The organism is Corynebacterium sp. PCR 32, from assembly GCF_037464985.1.
Classification (GTDB): Bacteria; Actinomycetota; Actinomycetes; order Mycobacteriales; family Mycobacteriaceae; genus Corynebacterium; species Corynebacterium kroppenstedtii_D.
This window is the reverse complement of sequence record NZ_JBAHVL010000001.1, coordinates 294,027-313,268: the sequence shown is the minus strand read 5'-3', so window position 1 is coordinate 313,268 and position 19,242 is coordinate 294,027. Positions and strand designations below refer to the sequence as shown.

The 19,242-nt window shown below is 52.5% G+C and carries 19 protein-coding genes, 1 tRNA gene and 1 other RNA gene; 5 read left to right on the top strand and 16 right to left on the bottom strand.

The genetic code is table 11. The features are described from left to right. Window positions 1–40: 40 nt before the first annotated feature. Window positions 41–529: a ferritin gene (locus tag V5S80_RS01295; protein ID WP_395168953.1), complete on the top strand. Its 489-nt coding sequence runs from the start codon at window positions 41–43 to the stop codon at window positions 527–529. A gap of 70 nt (window positions 530–599) precedes the next feature. Here the strand turns inward: V5S80_RS01295 and nrdE are convergent, their stop codons facing one another. The 4 genes from nrdE to ykgO form a co-directional block, all read right to left on the bottom strand. Beyond that, window positions 600–2,732 (bottom strand): class 1b ribonucleoside-diphosphate reductase subunit alpha, encoded by a 2,133-nt coding sequence (gene nrdE / locus V5S80_RS01290; RefSeq protein WP_395169399.1) that lies wholly within the window; start codon window positions 2,730–2,732, stop codon window positions 600–602. 212 nt (window positions 2,733–2,944) lie between these two features. Beyond that, window positions 2,945–3,376 (bottom strand): class Ib ribonucleoside-diphosphate reductase assembly flavoprotein NrdI, encoded by a 432-nt coding sequence (gene nrdI / locus V5S80_RS01285; RefSeq protein ID WP_395168952.1) that lies wholly within the window; start codon window positions 3,374–3,376, stop codon window positions 2,945–2,947. A 157-nt stretch (window positions 3,377–3,533) separates the two neighbouring features. After that, on the bottom strand, window positions 3,534–3,767 hold the full coding sequence (gene nrdH / locus V5S80_RS01280) for a glutaredoxin-like protein NrdH (RefSeq protein ID WP_395168951.1): 234 nt from the start codon (window positions 3,765–3,767) through the stop codon (window positions 3,534–3,536). A 472-nt stretch (window positions 3,768–4,239) separates the two neighbouring features. After that, the gene (gene ykgO / locus V5S80_RS01275) at window positions 4,240–4,362 is read right to left on the bottom strand and encodes a type B 50S ribosomal protein L36 (RefSeq protein WP_012732041.1); all 123 of its coding nucleotides are present in this window, start codon (window positions 4,360–4,362) and stop codon (window positions 4,240–4,242) included. 299 nt (window positions 4,363–4,661) lie between these two features. Between ykgO and nadE the strand changes: the two genes are divergently transcribed. Continuing rightward, window positions 4,662–5,498, top strand: a complete 837-nt coding sequence (gene nadE / locus V5S80_RS01270) for an ammonia-dependent NAD(+) synthetase (protein WP_395168950.1) — start codon at window positions 4,662–4,664, stop codon at window positions 5,496–5,498. A 1-nt stretch (window position 5,499) separates the two neighbouring features. Here the strand turns inward: nadE and V5S80_RS01265 are convergent, their stop codons facing one another. The 3 genes from V5S80_RS01265 to V5S80_RS01255 form a co-directional block, all read right to left on the bottom strand. Next, window positions 5,500–5,952: a pyridoxamine 5'-phosphate oxidase family protein gene (locus tag V5S80_RS01265; protein WP_395168949.1), complete on the bottom strand. Its 453-nt coding sequence runs from the start codon at window positions 5,950–5,952 to the stop codon at window positions 5,500–5,502. A 95-nt stretch (window positions 5,953–6,047) separates the two neighbouring features. Then, window positions 6,048–6,698: a CE1759 family FMN reductase gene (locus V5S80_RS01260; RefSeq protein WP_395168948.1), complete on the bottom strand. Its 651-nt coding sequence runs from the start codon at window positions 6,696–6,698 to the stop codon at window positions 6,048–6,050. Between the two features lie 62 nt (window positions 6,699–6,760). Then, window positions 6,761–7,888: an LLM class flavin-dependent oxidoreductase gene (locus tag V5S80_RS01255; protein ID WP_395169398.1), complete on the bottom strand. Its 1,128-nt coding sequence runs from the start codon at window positions 7,886–7,888 to the stop codon at window positions 6,761–6,763. A 157-nt stretch (window positions 7,889–8,045) separates the two neighbouring features. Here V5S80_RS01255 and V5S80_RS01250 point away from each other — a divergent pair. Further along, window positions 8,046–8,118: transfer RNA gene (locus V5S80_RS01250), tRNA-Ala, on the top strand. Window positions 8,119–8,177: 59 nt separating this feature from the next. Here the strand turns inward: V5S80_RS01250 and pgm are convergent. The 3 genes from pgm to V5S80_RS01235 form a co-directional block, all read right to left on the bottom strand. Next, a complete protein-coding gene (gene pgm, locus V5S80_RS01245) occupies window positions 8,178–9,806 on the bottom strand; it encodes a phosphoglucomutase (alpha-D-glucose-1,6-bisphosphate-dependent) (RefSeq protein ID WP_395168947.1) in 1,629 nt (542 codons plus the stop codon). 153 nt (window positions 9,807–9,959) lie between these two features. Continuing rightward, entirely contained in the window at window positions 9,960–10,733 is a 774-nt protein-coding gene (locus V5S80_RS01240; protein WP_395168946.1) for a thioredoxin domain-containing protein, read from the bottom strand. A gap of 97 nt (window positions 10,734–10,830) precedes the next feature. Beyond that, window positions 10,831–11,271, bottom strand: a complete 441-nt coding sequence (locus V5S80_RS01235; RefSeq protein WP_395169397.1) for a MauE/DoxX family redox-associated membrane protein — start codon at window positions 11,269–11,271, stop codon at window positions 10,831–10,833. A 327-nt stretch (window positions 11,272–11,598) separates the two neighbouring features. On the opposite strand from V5S80_RS01235, the gene V5S80_RS01230 reads away from it, so the two are divergent. Further along, on the top strand, window positions 11,599–12,360 hold the full coding sequence (locus V5S80_RS01230) for an HdeD family acid-resistance protein (RefSeq protein ID WP_395168945.1): 762 nt from the start codon (window positions 11,599–11,601) through the stop codon (window positions 12,358–12,360). Window positions 12,361–12,409: 49 nt separating this feature from the next. Here V5S80_RS01230 and V5S80_RS01225 read toward each other — a convergent pair whose 3' ends face one another. Next, the gene (locus V5S80_RS01225; protein ID WP_395168944.1) at window positions 12,410–13,855 is read right to left on the bottom strand and encodes a glycosyltransferase 87 family protein; all 1,446 of its coding nucleotides are present in this window, start codon (window positions 13,853–13,855) and stop codon (window positions 12,410–12,412) included. Window positions 13,856–14,000: 145 nt separating this feature from the next. Next, window positions 14,001–14,383: a transfer-messenger RNA gene (gene ssrA / locus V5S80_RS01220) on the bottom strand. A 127-nt stretch (window positions 14,384–14,510) separates the two neighbouring features. Here ssrA and V5S80_RS01215 point away from each other — a divergent pair. Further along, window positions 14,511–15,494 (top strand): NADP-dependent oxidoreductase, encoded by a 984-nt coding sequence (locus tag V5S80_RS01215; RefSeq protein WP_395168943.1) that lies wholly within the window; start codon window positions 14,511–14,513, stop codon window positions 15,492–15,494. 6 nt (window positions 15,495–15,500) lie between these two features. Here V5S80_RS01215 and V5S80_RS01210 read toward each other — a convergent pair whose 3' ends face one another. The 4 genes from V5S80_RS01210 to ftsE form a co-directional block, all read right to left on the bottom strand. Beyond that, window positions 15,501–16,736 (bottom strand): hypothetical protein, encoded by a 1,236-nt coding sequence (locus V5S80_RS01210; RefSeq protein ID WP_395168942.1) that lies wholly within the window; start codon window positions 16,734–16,736, stop codon window positions 15,501–15,503. Window positions 16,737–16,907: 171 nt separating this feature from the next. Next, window positions 16,908–17,456: an SsrA-binding protein SmpB gene (gene smpB / locus V5S80_RS01205; RefSeq protein ID WP_395168941.1), complete on the bottom strand. Its 549-nt coding sequence runs from the start codon at window positions 17,454–17,456 to the stop codon at window positions 16,908–16,910. A 179-nt stretch (window positions 17,457–17,635) separates the two neighbouring features. Next, window positions 17,636–18,538 carry a permease-like cell division protein FtsX gene (gene ftsX, locus V5S80_RS01200; protein WP_395168940.1) on the bottom strand — a complete coding sequence of 301 codons (903 nt, stop codon included), beginning with the start codon at window positions 18,536–18,538 and terminating at the stop codon, window positions 17,636–17,638. Window positions 18,539–18,549: 11 nt separating this feature from the next. Then, complete coding sequence (ftsE, locus tag V5S80_RS01195) at window positions 18,550–19,239, bottom strand: cell division ATP-binding protein FtsE (RefSeq protein WP_395168939.1); 690 nt, start codon at window positions 19,237–19,239, stop codon at window positions 18,550–18,552. Between the last annotated feature and the right edge of the window lie 3 nt (window positions 19,240–19,242).

Sequence of the window (19,242 nt, the reverse complement as noted above, 5' to 3'; positions counted from 1 at the left end):
ACCGATTGGCATTTTTTTTAAATTTTCATATACTCGTGTCATGACTATCAGCGATACAATGCAGAAAGCATTCAATGATCAATTCAACGCCGAACTCCAGGCAGCCCTCATCTACAAACAGCTCGGACTAGAGCTAGATCGCCTAAGCCTCGTGGGAATGCGGGACTGGATGCGCAAGCAAGTCGAGGAAGAGTTCAGCCATGCTCATTCCTTCAGCGACCATATCCTGGCGCGGGGCGGACAGGTGACCATCTCCACCCTCACTGTTCCTGAACTCAACATTCAGACGGCAAAGGATGCATTCCAGGCCGCACTCGACCACGAGAAAAAAGTCTCCAGCCTCATCCGCGATCTTGCAGCAACTGCGGAGAGCGAAGGAGATCTTGACTCTCGCCAGCTAATCGACCACTACTTGACTGAACAGATCAACGAAGAAGATGCCGTGAGCGAGATCCTTGATCGCCTCGAGCTTGTTGGAAACGATGGCGCAGGAATTCTTCGTATTGATGCAGAACTCGGCCAGCGTTAAATAGCTGAGCCTTATATTCTGGCCCCGCCTTGCTATAGGTAGGGCCAATTTTTATGCTGTTCCCTGAGCTTTACAGCATGCAGGACACGCAACCTTCCACTTCCGTTCCCTCCAGCGCGGCTTGTCGCAAACGAATGTAGTACAACGTTTTAATTCCTTTTCTCCACGCGTAGATCTGGGCACGATTGATATCACGCGTCGTCGCCGTATCCTTGAAGAACAACGTCAATGACAAGCCTTGATCGACATACTTCGTCGCAACAGCATAAGTATCGATCACCTTTTCATATCCTATTTCATAAGCATCTTTGAAATAGTCGAGATTATCGTTACTCATATGCGGAGCAGGATAGTACACGCGGCCAATCTTGCCCTCTTTACGAATTTCAATCCTCGACGCGATCGGGTGGATGGATGACGTCGAGTTATTGATATACGAGATCGAACCCGTCGGAGGGATCGCCTGGAGGTTCCGGTTATACAGACCATATTTCTTCACATCGTCGCGCAACTGGTTCCATTCCTCAGCTGTCGTTACTGAAATCGACGACTTCCCGAAGAGAGCTTTAACCTTCTCAGTTTTCGGGGCAAAGTCCTCCGGGTTATAACGATCAAAAAACTCGCCAGAAGCGTACTCAGAGTCTTCGAAGCCTTTGAATGCGACGCCGCGTTCCTTCGCGATACGGTTCGATGCTTTCAAGCATGCGACCATAACAGCTGCAAAGTACGCGTTGGTGAAATCTAGTGCCTCTTCACTGCCGTAGTGGATGCGCTCTCGACCAAAGTAACCATGAAGATTCATTTGTCCCAGACCAATGGCGTGAGAATGCTCATTACCTTGGCGTACGGAAGGAACAGAGTCAATGGAGGTCTGATCAGATACCGCCGTCAAACCACGAATAGCAGTATCGATCGTGCCGTCGAAATCATCACTATCCATCGTCATTGCAATGTTCAACGACCCCAAGTTACATGAGATGTCATCGCCAATTTTTTCGTATGACAGATCAGCATTAAATTCTGACGGGCTGTTGACCTGGAGAATTTCCGAGCACAGATTGGACATGTTAATCCGACCAGCAATCGGGTTCGTCCGATTGACTGTATCCTCATACATAATGTACGGATATCCTGACTCAAACTGAATTTCAGCGAGAGTTTGGAAGAATTGACGGGCATTGATCTTTGTCTTTTTAATCCGTGGATCTTCAACCATCTCCTCGTAATGCTCAGAGACACCAATGTCTGCAAGCGATTGCCCGTAAACGCGCTCCACATCATATGGCGAAAACAAGTACATGTCGTCGCTACGCTTAGCCAACTCGAATGTAATGTCCGGGATGACCACCCCGAGGGATAGGGTCTTAATCCTGATTTTCTCGTCTGCATTTTCGCGCTTGGTATCGAGAAACCGCATGATGTCCGGGTGATGTGCATGAAGGTATACAGCTCCGGCTCCTTGCCGTGCCCCCAGCTGGTTTGCATACGAGAATGAATCTTCCAGAAGCTTCATCACGGGAATGACGCCAGATGACTGGTTTTCGATCTTTTTGATCGGTGCGCCTTGCTCACGCAGATTGGAAAGGAGGAGTGCGACTCCCCCGCCGCGTTTGGACAGCTGTAACGCCGAGTTAATCGACCGTCCAATGGATTCCATGTTGTCTTCCACCCTCAAGAGGAAGCACGAAACAGGTTCACCACGCTGCGCTTTACCCACATTCAGGAAGGTCGGAGTTGCCGGCTGAAATCTCCCTTGAATAATCTCGTCGACAAGGCGACGGGCCAGGTCAATGTCACCATCAGCAAGCCCGAGAGCAACCATACATACGCGATCTTCATATCGCTCTAAGTAGCGATTACCGTCAAAAGTCCGGAGGGTGTACGAGGTATAGTATTTATACGCACCTAGGAACGTTTTGAAACGAAACTTGTAGCTGTATGCGTGCTTGAACAACGCCTTGATCTCGGAAAAGTTATATTTTTCGACGATCTCATTGTTGTAATAATTATTCTTGATCAGGTAGTCAAATTTTTCCTCTAGGTCATGAAAAAAAACGGTGTTTTGATTGACATGCTGGAGGAAAAATTGATTAGCCGCTTCTCGGTCTTTATCAAACTGGATATTTCCGTCGCCATCATAGAGGTTAAGCATCGCATTGAGGGCATGAAAATCTAGCCGCTCCGATGGGCGAACTGGTTCCATTACTGTTTTACCAAGATCGGACACGTAGATTACTCCTTGAAATCGAGTTGAGGTTAGTACCCCACAATTGGAATGAGTCAATCAGCTGAGTCAAAGTACCCGACTGACTAAGTTGAGAGTGATGGACCCTCCGACAAGTAGAAGGTCAACATTCGTTTTACAAGCAACAAGGCCTTCTTACGTCACCGCTAGCCGAGGACATCATGCACTGATCATGCGGCGGAACGCTTCATCCCACCAGCTTCAAATGCGGCAAGCCCTTGTCTGACAAGAGAGACATCCTCTGGCGTGCCCATCAGTTCAAAACGATATAAATAAGGGACGGCACATTTTTTGGAAATAATATCGCCCGCGACTCCATAGTCGGGGCCAAAATTTGTATTACCCGATGCTATGACACCACGAATCAGGGAACGATTGTGCTCATTGTTCAAAAAATGGATTACTTGGGTCGGTACCGGCCTAGTTTCTTGGCGACTTATCGATGCTCCGCCACCATATGTTGGACAAATCAGCACATACGGTTCGTTAACAATAAGGTCCGGTTCGGTACGTCGGAGTGGTATCCGATCTGCACGTATTTCCAGTTTTTCGACAAACCGCTGCGTATTATTCGTCGCCGAGGAAAAATATACGAGATACATGTCTACTTATCATCTTCTCAGGTCATTGAAACTATTGTCATAGGACTAGCAATGAAAACAGGTGCTGCGATCGACCATCACTTCCACCTATTTACGTTGTAGAAACAACCACAAGAAAAAGACCAGACCTTGCTGAGGTCACGCAAAAGACAATGAATTACGCAGCTGAGGCTACTAAGCCTTTAATGCGATCTGGGCGAAACCCCGACCAGTGCTCATCTTGGGCAACAACAACAGGGGCTTGCAGATGACCAAGTGCCATCACATAGTCCCGAGCATCGGCATCCATGGAGATGTCGACAGTCTCATAATCCACACCCGCACGGTCAAGTGCCTTCTTTGTTGCAGTGCACTGAACACAGGCAGGCTTGGTGTATACGGTCACGGCCATGAAGATTCTCCCTCTGTAGATACACTGAAATTTACTACGGTGATTGTGTATTAGCGGGCGTTTCCACCGTCGAAACCATGCGGAATACCACACGAATTACGATGATATTCGGTGGATTTTCCAGCCATTGTAAGGCCCGCGTAACGCTTCTCAACTCTAGCCCAAGCAAAGAAAAAACACAATAGATAGAATCTCAAGACGAGAGATACCACTATATATAGTAATTACAAAAGTGGAATTCCAAGGTCATCACCATTGCAAATCACTACATGTATGATGCCCAGTTTTATACATCAGCTTTACTACCCAACTTGCAGACTGCCCAGCCACTATGACATACAAAAAGCCGGCAACCCTCTGAAACAGAAAGCTACCGGCTCGGCACCTACCCGGTGCCATACCCACTACACGGCGTCACCATGGAAGAGGCTAAAAATCTTCACCCTCCACCATCGCGAGCTAATGAGCTATCTTAACCCTGACGGGCCTTGAAACGGGGATCCTTCTTATTGATCACAAAAACTTTGCCGTGGCGGCGCACAACCTGAGCACCCGGCTTGTTCTTCAGCGACCGAAGGGATTTGCGTACCTTCATCGGGCGCTCCTTTCTTCGTCGGCTGGGCTAGTGAAGCCAACCACCCCACGGCGATCGACCACCTACATAACACAGTCTGATGAGACACACTCCCACGACAACGTCGCAGTTCACCCCACTTGACTATGACACGAAGGGTTATGGTACCTCGACCAGGCCGAAATCCAAAACTTCTCTATCTTCCGGCTCACCCTCACCTCACCCTCAACCCAAACCAACAGCAGACTCCCTCAAACACCACATCACCGAACATCGCACCAGCGGTGTACAACAGCGCCCACCCGTTTTACGATGATGAAATGACAAGCGACCTTCGCGATAACATCCGACGCTCCCTCGGAGTCAAGCCCACGATCAACCCACAAGAAGAAATAGAACAGCGAGTCACCTTCCTTGCTGACTATCTCTACGCAACGGGGGGCAAAGGATTTATCCTCGGTATATCCGGAGGACAAGATTCCACACTCGCCGGACGACTAGCCCAACTAGCAGTCGAACGCGTCCGCGAGCACCACGGCACCACAGTGCGTTTTCACGCCGTACGACTCCCCTACGGCGAACAAGCAGACGAAGACGACGCCCAACGCGCACTCAATTTCATCGAACCCGACCGAACCGTCGTCATCAACATCAAAGATGCAACTCAAGCTTTACAAAAAACAGTGTCATCGTCATTAGGAATTCACTGCCTCACCGATTTCAACCGCGGCAACGTCAAAGCACGCATCCGCATGGTCGCACAATACGCAGCAGGCGGACAACTCAACCTCCTCGTCATCGGCACAGACCACGCCGCCGAAGCTGTCACCGGATTCTACACAAAATATGGCGACGGTGGCGCGGACATCCTACCTCTCGCCGGCCTCACCAAACGACAAGGCGCAGCACTATTGAAGGAACTCGGCGCACCACCGAGCACCTGGAGTAAAATCCCCACCGCAGACCTCGAAGACAACCGTCCCGCATTACCCGACGAAGATGCATTAGGCGTCACATATTCCCACATCGACGACTACCTCGAAGGCGTTGGTAACCTCCCACAAGACGCTATCGAACGCATTGAGCACCTCTACACGGTGAGCCGCCATAAACGCAGCATGCCAGTCACACCCACCGACACCTGGTGGACAAAATAAGTTAGTACACTGTGCTCATATAACGGTCGGGTTCATCGCCAAGCTTAAAGTAGCGACCCGATACCGAGTCAGGCACGATACGTACATAGTTGTACTTCAACGTGGGAAGCCACGGCTTCAGATCAAGTGTGTCCGCCTCGTTGATCTCCGCACTACTGGTCAACCGATGGGCTGTCCCACGAATAACCACTGACGTAGCATCCGATTCGTCGAAAGAATCCACCTCAAAAAGCACCTGGTTATTCACAGTCAAAGACACCAACTTGGAACCTTCTGCTGTACGAAACAAAACAGACCGCGGGTGGCTCCCCTCACCCCGATCAACGACATAGTTGACGGGATAGATATCAACATCATCACCCGAGTGAACAACGACACGCCCCAGTGCGACCGTGGAGAGAAAATTAAAGCATTCCTCATCAGTCAACTCAGTAACAACATTCTCATCACTCATGAGTCTATTGTGCTCCAAAAAATTGCGCATGACAGCGCAATCCCCCGTTCGGGTGCCACACCACACAAGCCTCATGACGCCAAAAATCGACGCAACTACCCTTCGTGTCCCCGCAGAAGATCTTCAAAATCACGAAAATGGGTCACCGTGAGCCCATCATGGCGTTGTGGGGCCACCTCTGTCAGATCTGGACCACAGCCCTCCCCCACACCTGGCGTCCCCAATACATAGGTCGCAAGCTCCGAGGCTGCCCGGTTAGCACGACGCGTAAGATCAGTCGCTTGACCAAAGTCCTCCGTGGCAGCAAAGACGCCCGTCGGCATGACAATAGCCCGAAGATAGGTAAAAAGCGGCCGCATCGAATAGTCAAGCATGAGGGCGTGGCGGGGAGTACCTCCAGTCGCAGCAATGAGCACAGGCATTCCGTTAAGGGCATCAGTATCGAGAGAATCAATAAACATTTTGAATAGACCAGTGTAGCTCGCACTAAACACCGGACTTGCCGCAACCACACCATCAGCAGCTGAAAGACATTTTTTCGCTTGAACTAATTTTTCACCCGCCACACCGGTGATCATCATGGTAGCTAATTCATGAGCAAGGCTTCTCAGGTCAATTGAGTCGATCTCTACAGCATCACCACGCTTCGACACGTGCGACTTGACCGCACCTGTGATCGAATCGATCAATATTTTAGTGTTGGAGGGCGTACCAATTCCGGCATTAATGACCACTACTGTCTTCACTGTTACTTTCACCTTTCGACTGAGCCACCCGCATACGCCACGTTATTTAGTGATGCCTAAGTCTAACTGACACCTCTATTAGCCTTCGCAGGCTGGACAAGGCGGAAAGGTGACCCCGCCCCCTGGGCGACAAGCGAAACATGTGTGGGGGGATCAGAAGGAACATGGACAGGGCGATGAGCCTCACACTCACGACGAAGCACAGGGACAACCTCAGTACCCAGCATCTCAATCTGTTCCAACACCCTCTCGAGCGGAACACCTGCATGATCAACCAGGAACAGTTGACGCTGGTAATCTCCCACGACGTCGACATAGCCGAGGTACTTCTCGATGACCTGCTCTGGCGTCCCCACCATTAACGGGGTCATTGCCTCAAACTCTTCCAACGATGGACCATGCCCATACACAGGCGCATTGTCGAAATAAGGACGAAAGAACGCCTTAGCCTCAGCCTCGGTCTCTGCCATGAAAATATGCCCACCAAGACCGACAATCGCCTGGTCAGAAGCTCCGTGCCCATAGTATTCGTAGCGCTGACGATACAGATTAACCATCTGTTGCGTATGTTCAATATTCCAAAAAATGTTGTTATGGAAAAAACCATCGCCATAATAAGCCGCCTGCTCAGCAATCTCCGGCGAGCGGATAGAACCATGCCACACAAACGGCGGAGTATCGTCCAACGGGCGCGGCGTACTAGTAAACCCTTGTAACGGGGTGCGAAACTCCCCGTCCCAGTTCACGACCTCTTCTCGCCACAACCGCCTCAGCAGATGATAGTTCTCCACAGCCAGCGGAATACCTTTCCGAATATCCTGGCCAAACCATGGGTACACCGCCCCGGTATTACCCCGACCCAACATGAGATCCATGTTGCCCTTCGTCAGGTGTTGAAGCATCGCGTAGTCCTCAGCGATCTTCACTGGATCGTTAGTGGTAATTAACGTCGTAGATGTTGAATACATCAGATTCGGATACCGAGCGGCCACATACGCAAGCGCCGTCGTCGGACTGGACGAGAAAAAGGGCCGATTATGATGCTCCCCAATCGCGAAGACATCCAAACCGACCTCAGCAGCTTTCTTGGCCATCGCATCCCAGGCCTGGATCCGATCATGCTCAGTCGGAGTCACCCCCGTCGTCGGATCTGTCGTGATGTCGCTAATAGTGAATAGTCCGAACTGCATCGGGTAAGCCTTCCCTCGTTGATCGGCCATACCTTGTAGATGAAGTACTAAGAATACATCGCCACGTGTACTTCCATGCCCCCACAGACCAAAAAGAGGTTACTTACCTGGTGATTTGTTTATCACTACACCCATGAGTAAATTAATCGTGGTCTAAGGGGCTATGGCGCAGCTGGTAGCGCACCACACTGGCAGTGTGGGGGTCACGGGTTCGAGTCCCGTTAGCTCCACAAATATGGAGGGGCCCGGTCGTCACCGACCGGGCCCCTCCATATTATCTAATAATTCATTAACCTAGGACGTTCTCAATAAGGTGCTGGGCTTCTTCCTGAACCTTGCGTACATGGTCATCACCGTTGAAAGATTCTGCATAGATCTTGTACTTATCCTCCGTACCAGACGGGCGTGCTGCGAACCATGCGTTGTCAGTCACCACTTTGAGCCCACCAATCGGGGCATGGTTACCAGGGGCTTCCGTCAGCGTGGCAGTAATTTCCTCTCCCGCCAACGTTGTCGCATCGATATCCGACGGTGACAGCTTCTTCAACCGCTCTTTCTGCTGACGATTCGCCCCCGCATCGGTCCGCACATATGCTGGGGCACCAAATTCCGCTGACAATTCAACATATCGCTCCGACGGTGTTGCCCCCATAACTGCCTTAATCTCACTCGCGAGCATATCGAGGATAATTCCATCCTTATCGGTTGACCACACGGTTCCATCGAAACGAAGAAATGACGCACCCGCGGATTCTTCCCCACCGAAACCAATATCACCCGAGATCAACCCAGGAACAAACCACTTGAATCCAACAGGAACTTCAATGAGCTTTCGTCCACGCTTCTTCACCACACGGTCAATCATCGACGATGAGACCACCGTCTTACCCACAGCCGCCGCCTCCGACCAATATGGCCGGTGGGTAAAGAGATAGTCGATAGCGACGGCCAGATAATGATTCGGATTCATCAGCCCATAATCTGGAGTAACGATGCCATGGCGATCCGAGTCTGCGTCATTGCCCGTTGCGATATCATATTTGTCCCGATTGTGCACCAACGAAGCCATCGAATTCGAGCTAGAGCAATCCATGCGGATCTTGCCATCAGTATCTAATGTCATAAAACGCCACGTGGCATCGACCACCGGGTTGACCACAGTGAGATCCAACCGGTACTTCTCCGCAATAGCACCCCAATAATCGAGTGACGCCCCACCCATAGGATCCGCACCAATACGCACACCTGCCTCACGAATGGCGTCGAGATTCACAATCGACGGAAGATCGTCAATATAGCGCGACATGAAGTCATAAGGTTTGAGGACATCTCCCCACTCGGTGACACCGCTCACGGCCTTCCGTTTAACGCCATCCAACCCCCTCGTAATGTACTCATTAGCACGATCTGCGATCCATCCTGTGACATCCGTTCCAGCGGGGCCACCCGAGGGCGGGTTGTATTTACATCCACCATCTCGCGGCGGATTATGGGATGGCGTCATCACGATCCCATCAGCCCGAGGGTGATCATGCGTGAGTATCGCGTGTGACACCGCTGGCGTCGGGGTATACCTTCCCCTCGCGTCAGCCAGCGTCGTCACCTCATTGCCACCAAGTACCTCTAGGGCAGACACCATTGCAGGTTCCGAAAGACCATGTGTATCACGGCCAATAAACAACGGACCATCAATACCTTCTTTTACCCGGTAATCGACGATGGCCTGCGTCATCGCAAGAATGTGGTCCTCGTTGAACGCGCTGTCAAGGGATGAGCCGCGATGTCCCGACGTACCAAACGCCACCCGCTGATCGATATTCTGCGGATCAGGGTGCTTCGTGTAGTAGGCGGTAACAAGTTCGGCAAGATCAATAAGATCCTCAGGCTGGGCTGGCTGGCCAGCGCGGGAGTGTGCCATGGTGGGCCTCCTCATGGGGACAACAAAGAAATATGGGGAACTGTGCTTATTCCAGTGTCCCCTTTTTCACCGACAGCTGCATCCCTCTTCATGTTCCCGCAGGCCACTCACCGCACACCAGCAAAGATGCCGAGGCAGTGACGACATCCGGTTTTAGTCAACCTTGCCTTTTTCAGCTTGCGGTACCCAGTTGTCAAATGTGTGTTGATCGGAGGCCTTCAGCTGAACTTCCTTACCATTGACGAATACACGCGGGCTGGAGACTTTGCCGTCCCCTTCCTTGCTCAGAGCCTTGGCATTACTATCCGCCATTTTCAGAGCATCCGAGTGGTACTTGGAGCCTTTAATGTCCTTAACGACGCTCTTTGAGGCACCCATCTTCTCTGCAAGCTTGGCAAACTCGTCGTATCCCCATGAATTGTAGAAATCGGCTTGATGTTCGAATAAACGAGCACGGTAGTTCCAGTACAGCTTTGCGTTTCCACCCCGTGCGATCGCATACAGGGCGGTCAAGGCCTTCGTTGCGGAACCCTGCTCATCGAGCTTTCCCCCTTGTGCCTTATCAAGGAAGTTCATGGTGCGGATGTTCAGGTTGAGCTTTCCCGCATCGACCGCGTCGAGAAGCGGAGAACCTGTGCTCGATTCGAGGTCGGCACAGTGAGGGCAGGTGAGATCATCGTAAATATCGACAGTAGGCAGATCTGGTTTCGCGTCGTGGCTCTTCAGGTTAACAGTGGCTCCATCCACCGTCATCTGCGCAGTAACGTCGACCTGCTTCTTTGAGGCCGCCTTTTCAAACACGTCGTCCTTCTTGTCGTTAACAACGACGACACCAATCACGACGGCAATAACGATGACGATAACCGCGATTGCCCACATGAAACCATTACTCTTCTCATTCGGGGCTTTAATCTTTTTACTACTCAAGGACATTCCTCGCTGTTTACTACTCGTGTGGCGGTGCGAGCTCGATGCCACGTCAATAGGTACCGATCACCAGTGTACGGAACCAAAGCGTGACAACCTAAGGATGCATCGCGAACCGCCGACATGGTCGCCAGACAATCCATACTGATAACGCTACAAATCCGAGATCACGGACTATGTCTTTCACATATGTGGCAGGACCCGCATGAGGGTTCACTCCTCCACCACCAAAGCAGCCGCAATCAATGCTGAGGCCCCGGGCCCACGCAGAGACGATCGCACACAGGAATACCGCCAGCACACCCAGCGAAATCACCGCAACGGGACGCACGAAGATACCAAGGAGCAGCAAAATCCCCAGGGCAATTTCAAAAGCAGGCAATCCCGCAGCTAACGGAGGCACAAGATCTTTCGGAAGAATCTCATAAGCATTCACAGCTTGCTTCGTTTGCAATGGATGTTGCAGCTTGCGATATCCCGTCACCATCCAGACAGCGGCCATACCCAGCCGCGCTGCAAGGCTCACGATATCGAGCATGACCGACGCGCGGTTCCCCGCCGTGCTGACACTTGTACTCTGCGCCACCGTATCCACCATCCTCCATCTTTCTTGTGACCGGTGCGCTCACTTCCGGCGCGCCTCGCCGTAACGCTCAAGCATAGCTATGCATCAACCATTCCGGTAACCCTCATAATTGCAGCCCCGGAACTTTCGTCTCAATATTCCACACACCCCCTGTATCGCCACCCATTTCTGATGCTTCACCGCGCTTCCCAGCCCATAGGGCGGAACAATACGCAATATTCCTGACGAAACACGGCACAAACTGGCGCTCAACACTCGACCACCAGCACAATAGAGACCATGACAACCGACTCACCGCTTCCACACGACCCAGATCGACAAGGCAAGGGGACACCCAACGACCCCTTTGAGCCCGATGCTGTATTCGGACCAGATGGTCGACGCGCAGATGGATACTCGTCAAACTTTTCATCGTCCTTTGGGAATCACACTCGCTCATTCACCGAGCACTCTGATTTCATCGGGTTGGGGTCTTTACTCAGTGACAGCCCCGTCGCAGCCGTCTTCTCCAAGAGTTCACGATGGCTCACCTTCACTGGCGTTATTGCCACTATCGTCGGCATTGTCGTGGCCCTCTGGCCACACGCAGGAATCAGCGTCTTCGCTTGGGCAACCGGAACCTTCGCCATTCTCGTCGGCAGCGCCCTCACATGGTTTGGACTCACCACCCGGTCGATCCCCATTCTCCCGAAGATCAGTGCCATCGTGGGCGTCATCCTCCTCATCATCGGACTCGGTTCTCTTATCGCCCCACAACGGTTCGGCGTGATCATCGTCATCATGATTGGAATCATGGCCTTAATCCACGGGATAGCAACCGTCAGCGCCGGACGGGTAGCATCTCGGATCAGCGGAACCACCAGCAACGTCACGTGGACGGGAATGTTCTCCATCATTGTCGGCATTGTCTTCATCGTTGCCCCGCTGACAAGCCTATACAGCCTGACTGCCCTACTAGGCCTCATGCTTGCCGCCTTTGGCGTCATGATGGTGATCGCCGGAGTTCGAGGACGCCAATTCTTCCTATCTTCCCGTCGATAAAACCGGCGGCAATATCACACCATCATCTGATCTGTGCCCTGGAAGGGAATCAGGCATTATTATGCCCGTGATAAGTCCAGGCTTCATGCTCCGTGAAATCACTCTGCCCCTCAGACACCACGATTGACGACTCAGAACTACCACTATCAGGCTCATCTGCTGACGTCGTGTCCGATTCAGATACCGGTGACCGCGTACCACGAATCACATCGATACTCATGATCACCGAATACCACACGGCAACAACAACGAGAATAGCGATGCCCGTATACACGAAGCTTCCGCGGATAATCGCCGGGTCAGACGCTCGATTCTGCTGGAGATGCCTGAACATTGGCACACTAAAAGGATTGCTAAACGGAATATATATCACGCTCACCAGCGCCACAGCAGCCAACCCTGCAAGTTGATCAAGCAACCATCGGATCACCCTGTTGCGAATCCGATTAATCGGTACTGCCACACCACGCATGATGGCATCGATGAGCAACACAGCAAGGGGAACAAGGAAAACCCAGTGATGATGCCACGAAAATGGTGCAACGATCGGCGCGGTGATCCCCGACAGACACATCGCCATCGCCCGATTCCCACGTTTTATGGCACCATATGCCGCAATACACAGCACGATAACAATCGCGATGGAGGACACAATCCACACGGTCTCCTCGTCGTGCACATGCAAACGGTGAAGGACCCCCCGTAACGACTGAGCAGCGGGATTCCCTTGCGGGCCGATCCGGTCCGTTTTGAACATGTAACGAGTCCAGTATTTGGAACCATCCGGAATAACCACGCAACCCGCAACGACCGTAGCCCCAAACCCAACTACCGCCGTCACCAGCGCCCACCACCGACGCTCAAGAACAAATAGCACAATCGATAACGCTGGCGTGAGTTTAATACCCGCCGCTAACGCTGTACCAACTCCACGCCCCCACCCCGAACGGCGCAAAAAGTCCAAGGCAATCAGACCCATTAAGTAAATATTGACCTGACCAAAAAAGAAATTGCCATGAATCGGGTACAGATTGAACGATGCGAAGACCGCTGCCAACGACATGAGCAGAAGCCACAACGACCACTTATAACCACGTTGCCTCAAGACCCCTAATACCACAGCAAATAAAACAAGTAGAGACCCGACCTGCCAATACACTGCCAGCGTCTTGCGCCCCACCAACACCATGGGACTAAACACAACCGCCGCGAAAGGTGGATAGGTAAACGGTAAGTTGAAAATGTAATTCGTCCCGTACAAATTATGGCCGTGGGAAATATGGTGCATAGCCTTGTAATAAATGGAAAAATCCAACGGCCAGACAAAGAGGTTTCCAAACGCTTTATTCTTCACCTCGGACGATGTCAAGCGAATAGCCGCCCACACCGCAAGAAAAATCAGCCCCAGAGATACACCACATCCACCCCGGAAGGGTATTCTCTCCGGGGCTGGCTCACGGGGAGGCTCATATTTCTGCGGCCGACGAATCTGCACAGCGTCGATAATATAGGGCAACGACGCATCAACCTAGCCACGCCCAGCCTTACAAAGAATTAGGTACCCCTTCACCAGCCTATCCTTGACACAACCCGCCAAACATGCAGAAAACCCCTGGCCATCATCGACCAGGGGCATCATCTGGTGGAGCCGCCGAGAATCGAACTCGGGTCCTCCGCCATCGCGCCAGGGCTTCTCCGTGCGCAGTTCGCGCGGAGCCTCTACTCGACCTTCCAGATCAGGCGAACGTGTCTGGATGACAGGCCCAGTCATCAGTACAAAGTCCCACAACGTCCTGACAACACAACGCTGCAGCAAGTTCCCTTAGTCGATGCCAGGAACCAGGTCGGGAACGAACCTGGACTGACAGACACGCTTCGCTAGATTTAGGCAGCGAGAGCGTAGTCGCGCTGAGTGTTCTCGGCGCTTATCAGTGTGCTACGACGCTTCAACGGTGGTCTCTAGCCTGCACCGGCACGCTTCCCCTGGCTTGATAGAGCGGAGTCGAAACCAAAAATCGGCCCCTCAACTGCGTTTGCAGGTTCGCATGCAGGAAACAAACGCAGTGGCTAAAAGCTACTCCGATTCCATAGATGAGTCAAAAACGTATCACACCAGCACCACCTCCTTCACACGGCTATGATCGTGCGCCATGGACAGCAATCAAATTCATCTCGTTTCTCGTCCCACCGGGTGGCCACAACCCGACAACTTCCGTTCCGTCTGCGTACCCCTTCCTCCCCTCGCCCCCGGCGAAGTACGGGTGAAAAATGAATACATCTCAGTGGACCCCTACATGCGTGGCCGCATGAGTGACGCACCCAGCTACATTCCTCCGTTCTCCCTCGATGCTGCAATGACAGGCTCCGCCGTGGGGCGCGTCATTGAATCTCGTCACGACAGTCTCCCCAACGGCATGTTGGTCACGCATCAGCAAGGCTGGCGTGATGTCGCGCAAGGCCCCGCCGACGACTTCCGTCGTGTCGACGACTCCCTCTCCCCCTCCGCTTATCTTGGAATTCTCGGCATCACCGGAGTCACAGCCTACGTTGGGTTAACCCGCATTGGCCGCCTCAAAGAGGGCGAGACCGTGTTTGTCTCGGGAGCCGCTGGGGCTGTTGGCAGTACTGTCGGGCAACTCGCCCGTGTACTCGGTGCTGGAACCGTGATTGGATCCGCAGGTGGGCCGGAGAAAACAGCCATGCTGACCGACCGCTACGGTTTTGACATCGCACTCGACTACAAGGCGGCACCAATCGCGGAACAACTCCCCTCTGGAATCGATGTGTACTTCGACAACGTCGGCGGGGAGCATTTAGAAGCCGCCATCGGAGCCATGAATCGCTTCGGACGACTCGTCGAGTGCGGCATGATCAGCCAGTACAACCTGGAGTCTCCCGATCCCGGGCCGCGGAATATGACGGAAATTATCAAGAAATCCCTCAGCATCGAGGGGTTCACCCTCGGAGACCATCTGGACATCATGCCCGAATTTCTCCAGACGGTCATACCGTGGCTACGTGACGGCAAAATTGTCTACGAAGAAACCCTCGTGGAAGGCCTCGATAACGCCGTCTCCGCCTTCCTCACGATGATGCGCGGTGGCAACAAGGGAAAGATGGTCGTCAAAGTCTAACCATTCCTAGGACTCTCTTGGCGGCGTTTCCTCACCAGACACCTCATCGTGGATCGGGAGCCCGCCACGCGCATCTCGATCCACATTTCTCACCCCCTGGCTCGACTGAGGATGATGACCCGAGCCGCGCAGATGACTCTCGGAATCCACAGAGTTGATTTCCTGCACATTGGTTTCTTGTGTGCTCGTTTTCTGCGATTTTCTGTGATTCCTCCATGAGGCCACACCCACGGCAATACCGATCAGAATGGGAACCCACATCTTTGGATTGTCTATGAGGAAAATAACCCACCCTGGTAGATGAATATGGGGAAAAGGAATTGTCCAGTGCGGCCACGGTATGCGCGGCAAGCGAATATGCGGCCAAGGGATGTGTGGCCAGGGAATATGTGGCCAAGGGATGTGAGGCCAGGGGATATCCCACTTAGGCAACAAACCAAGCAACCAATCCATGATCCGCTTGATGACCGGGACGACGACAAACGCGAAAACCGCCCACCCAGCCTTCGAGATCCCACCCAGCACAGAAAACATGAGCCCCTTCCACGGGGACTTCTTGATTTCTGCGAAACGACGAGCTGCACGTGACTCCTCAGGCGGGTCGAAAGCCAAAACCGTGTTGTCAGGATCCTTATAAAAGACCGATATAACCTCACCCAGGGGATTGACCTCGACCTGAACACGAGGGCTCTTGCGTGACGATCGACGCTCAGTGTAGGTACCAGCATCGAGAGGCCGCTCCGTCGGGAAGGTGTATTTTTCCTGCTTCTCCAGCCGGGCAACAGGCTCTCCCCCCACTTCAAGGAGCATCCCCCGGTGCGCCGATGCTCTCCATCGGCTAAGAAAACCTTCAACCACACGCCCCGGTGTGCCCCACGTCGTCACAGGTTGGAACCGGCGTACTACCTTGTCTCGCGTATCACACGTCACCCTCGCTATGGTCTGAGCCATCTTTACCCGTGCCCTGCGCTTCTCTTGCTCTGTCTCATCAGAGTCGTCATTTTTCGACTTACCTAAACCAGCACCCACAGTCTCTGAGTTTTCAATGCCGCTGCCTTCTGCGGTCTCCTCATCACCGCTACCGCGCTTCCCAGCATTCTTCTCATCATCAGGGATAACGTCCGGCCAGCCATCGTCGATAGTGCGCAAATACTCTGGCGTCGCAAGAGTTAATGCCATGGTTCCACGAGTCGGATGGCACAAAGTCCATACTTCAGGATCGTTTACAGCCGGTTCAGTCACAGATGCGCCTCCCTCTCGGTTGTCCACGATCCCACCACACCGTTATGGTCCGCGGCATCGTGCCTCTGCGGAGCACACGGATCTCCGCATCGTCATTATCAGGTCCTCTATATCTATCAGGTAGAGAAACGCTGACGGACAATACCCTCAGCGATAATATCCCGACATGTGCTACCCAGTGATGCCCTTGATTCGCCGACCAAGCGCACGGGTCGCTTCCCGCTCTTCCGTCTTCCTTTTAATATCTTGACGGCGGTCATAATCCTGCTTACCGCGTGCAAGAGCCAACTCGACCTTCAACTTTCCATGAGAAAAATAGAGGCTCAACGGAATCAACGTATTGTTACCATCCCGCACCTTCCCCATCACAGAATCAATCTCATTGCGGTGTAACAACAGCTTCCGCGTTCGCCTCGGCGAGTGATTAGTCCAATGCCCTTTCGAATATTCTGGAATGTGGAGGTGACGCAACCACACTTCACCATCGTCGATAGTGGCAAAAGAATCCACCAATGACGCTTTACCCTCACGGAGCGATTTAACCTCAGTGCCCACTAACTGCACTCCGGCTTCCCAGGTGTCAAGAATGGTGTAATTGTGACGGGCACGCCGATTAGTAGCGACAACCTGCCGGCCCCCCGCCGCCTTCGATTTTTTTGACTTAGCTTTTTTCTTTCCTTTGGCGACGCCATCATCCACCACTGTCGCTTTCTTCGCCACCTCATGCTCCTCACACTATCGGCCGTCGCAATAATCGTGCAGAGAATCATACGCACCGCGGCATACAAAAAGCCACAATACAACCAGCACCGTCCCACCCCAGTCATGCTGTGGCAACACTGCTGGCCATTACAACCACTCGCCGCATCTCTCGTGCGGGATAGGGGCAACACTAACGGCTAATCCCTGACATACCAGCGCAACGTAGCTTGCGCAGTAATAGCGGCAAAGACGATACCTACGATAATGACGATCGGAGACACCATTCCAATATCCGCCAAAGTCAGACGAGCAATCAAACGCGAGTCATACAAGCTTTTTAGGGTGCTATCCAGAACAAATTCCTTGCCCAGAATGAGCCCACCAATGGCCACCAATGAACCAGCTAGCGACGCCAGCACCGCTTCAAGAACGAACGGGGCTTGAGTAAACCACCGTGTTGCACCGACCATCCGCATGATCGTGGTTTCTTGGCGACGAGAATACGCTGCAATCTGAACCATATTCACGATCAAGAATACTGCGGCAATAGCCTGCACAAACGCGACCACAAATGTCGCATTTCTAATCGCATTGAGGTTATCGGTTGCCCCCCGCAGGTCATCAACCTGGTCAACAACGTCCGACACCTGCGACATTTTCCGCACACTATCCAACGGAGACGTATCTAATGGGTCTTTCAACCGGACATGCAAAGCTGCCGGAAGAGCATCAGGACTGGTATCAGCCACAAGCCGAGGATCCGACTCTTTGAACAGCTCTTTGAAGTGTTCATACGATTGCTCACGACTACGGAACGTGACAGACTCCACGCCGTCCTCGGACTTCAATTTATCCTGAACATCCTTGCACTCAGCGCTCGAACAACTCTTATCATGAGCCGAAATATTCTCATCCATCTGAACCATGACTTCTACCCGGTCCAGATAGATGTCTTTCGTCTTTGACGTCACATCTGTGACCAAAAACCCGGTAGCAAGCAATGCCAATGAAATTGCCGTCGTGATGATCATCGCGATCGTCATCGTGAGGTTACGCGTGAGACCCGTCAACGCCTCACGGACAACAAACCTAGTCTTCATTGAGCCCTCCCCTACTTACCGACGCCATAGAGGCCGCGGACATCATCACGGACAAGTTTCCCTGAATGCAACTCCAACACTCGCTGGCGCATCGCATTCACAGCACCAGCGTCATGAGTCGACATAATAACCGTCGTTCCCATCTGGTTAATACGATTAAGCAGCGTCAAAATATCAGCGCTCGTCTCCGGATCAAGGTTACCCGTGGGCTCGTCAGCAAGGAGGACTAACGGGCGGTTCACCGATGCTCGCGCAATCGCGACACGTTGTTGCTCACCACCGGATAATTCGTTGGGCATACGGTTACGTTTACTTCCCAACCCCACAAGATCCAACACTTCCTTCACGCGCTTATCGATAGCCGCACGTCGCGTACCAATAACCTCCAGCGCAAAGGCAACATTGTCATACACGTTTTTCTTCGGCAGCAACCTAAAATCTTGGAACACATACCCCACGCGTTGCCGCAACTGGGGCACTTTCTTGCTAGTCAGTTTATTGACATGGAAATCCCCTACCCACAGGTTCCCACTAGTCACGTTCTGTTCCTTCAGCATCAACTGCAAGAACGTGGATTTGCCCGATCCCGACGGCCCAATCAGGAAGACAAATTCACCTTTTTCAATCGTCACAGAGACGGCATCCAGGGCCGGGCGGGTGGACGTCCGGTACATCTTAGTAACCGCGTCATACTTAATCACGCA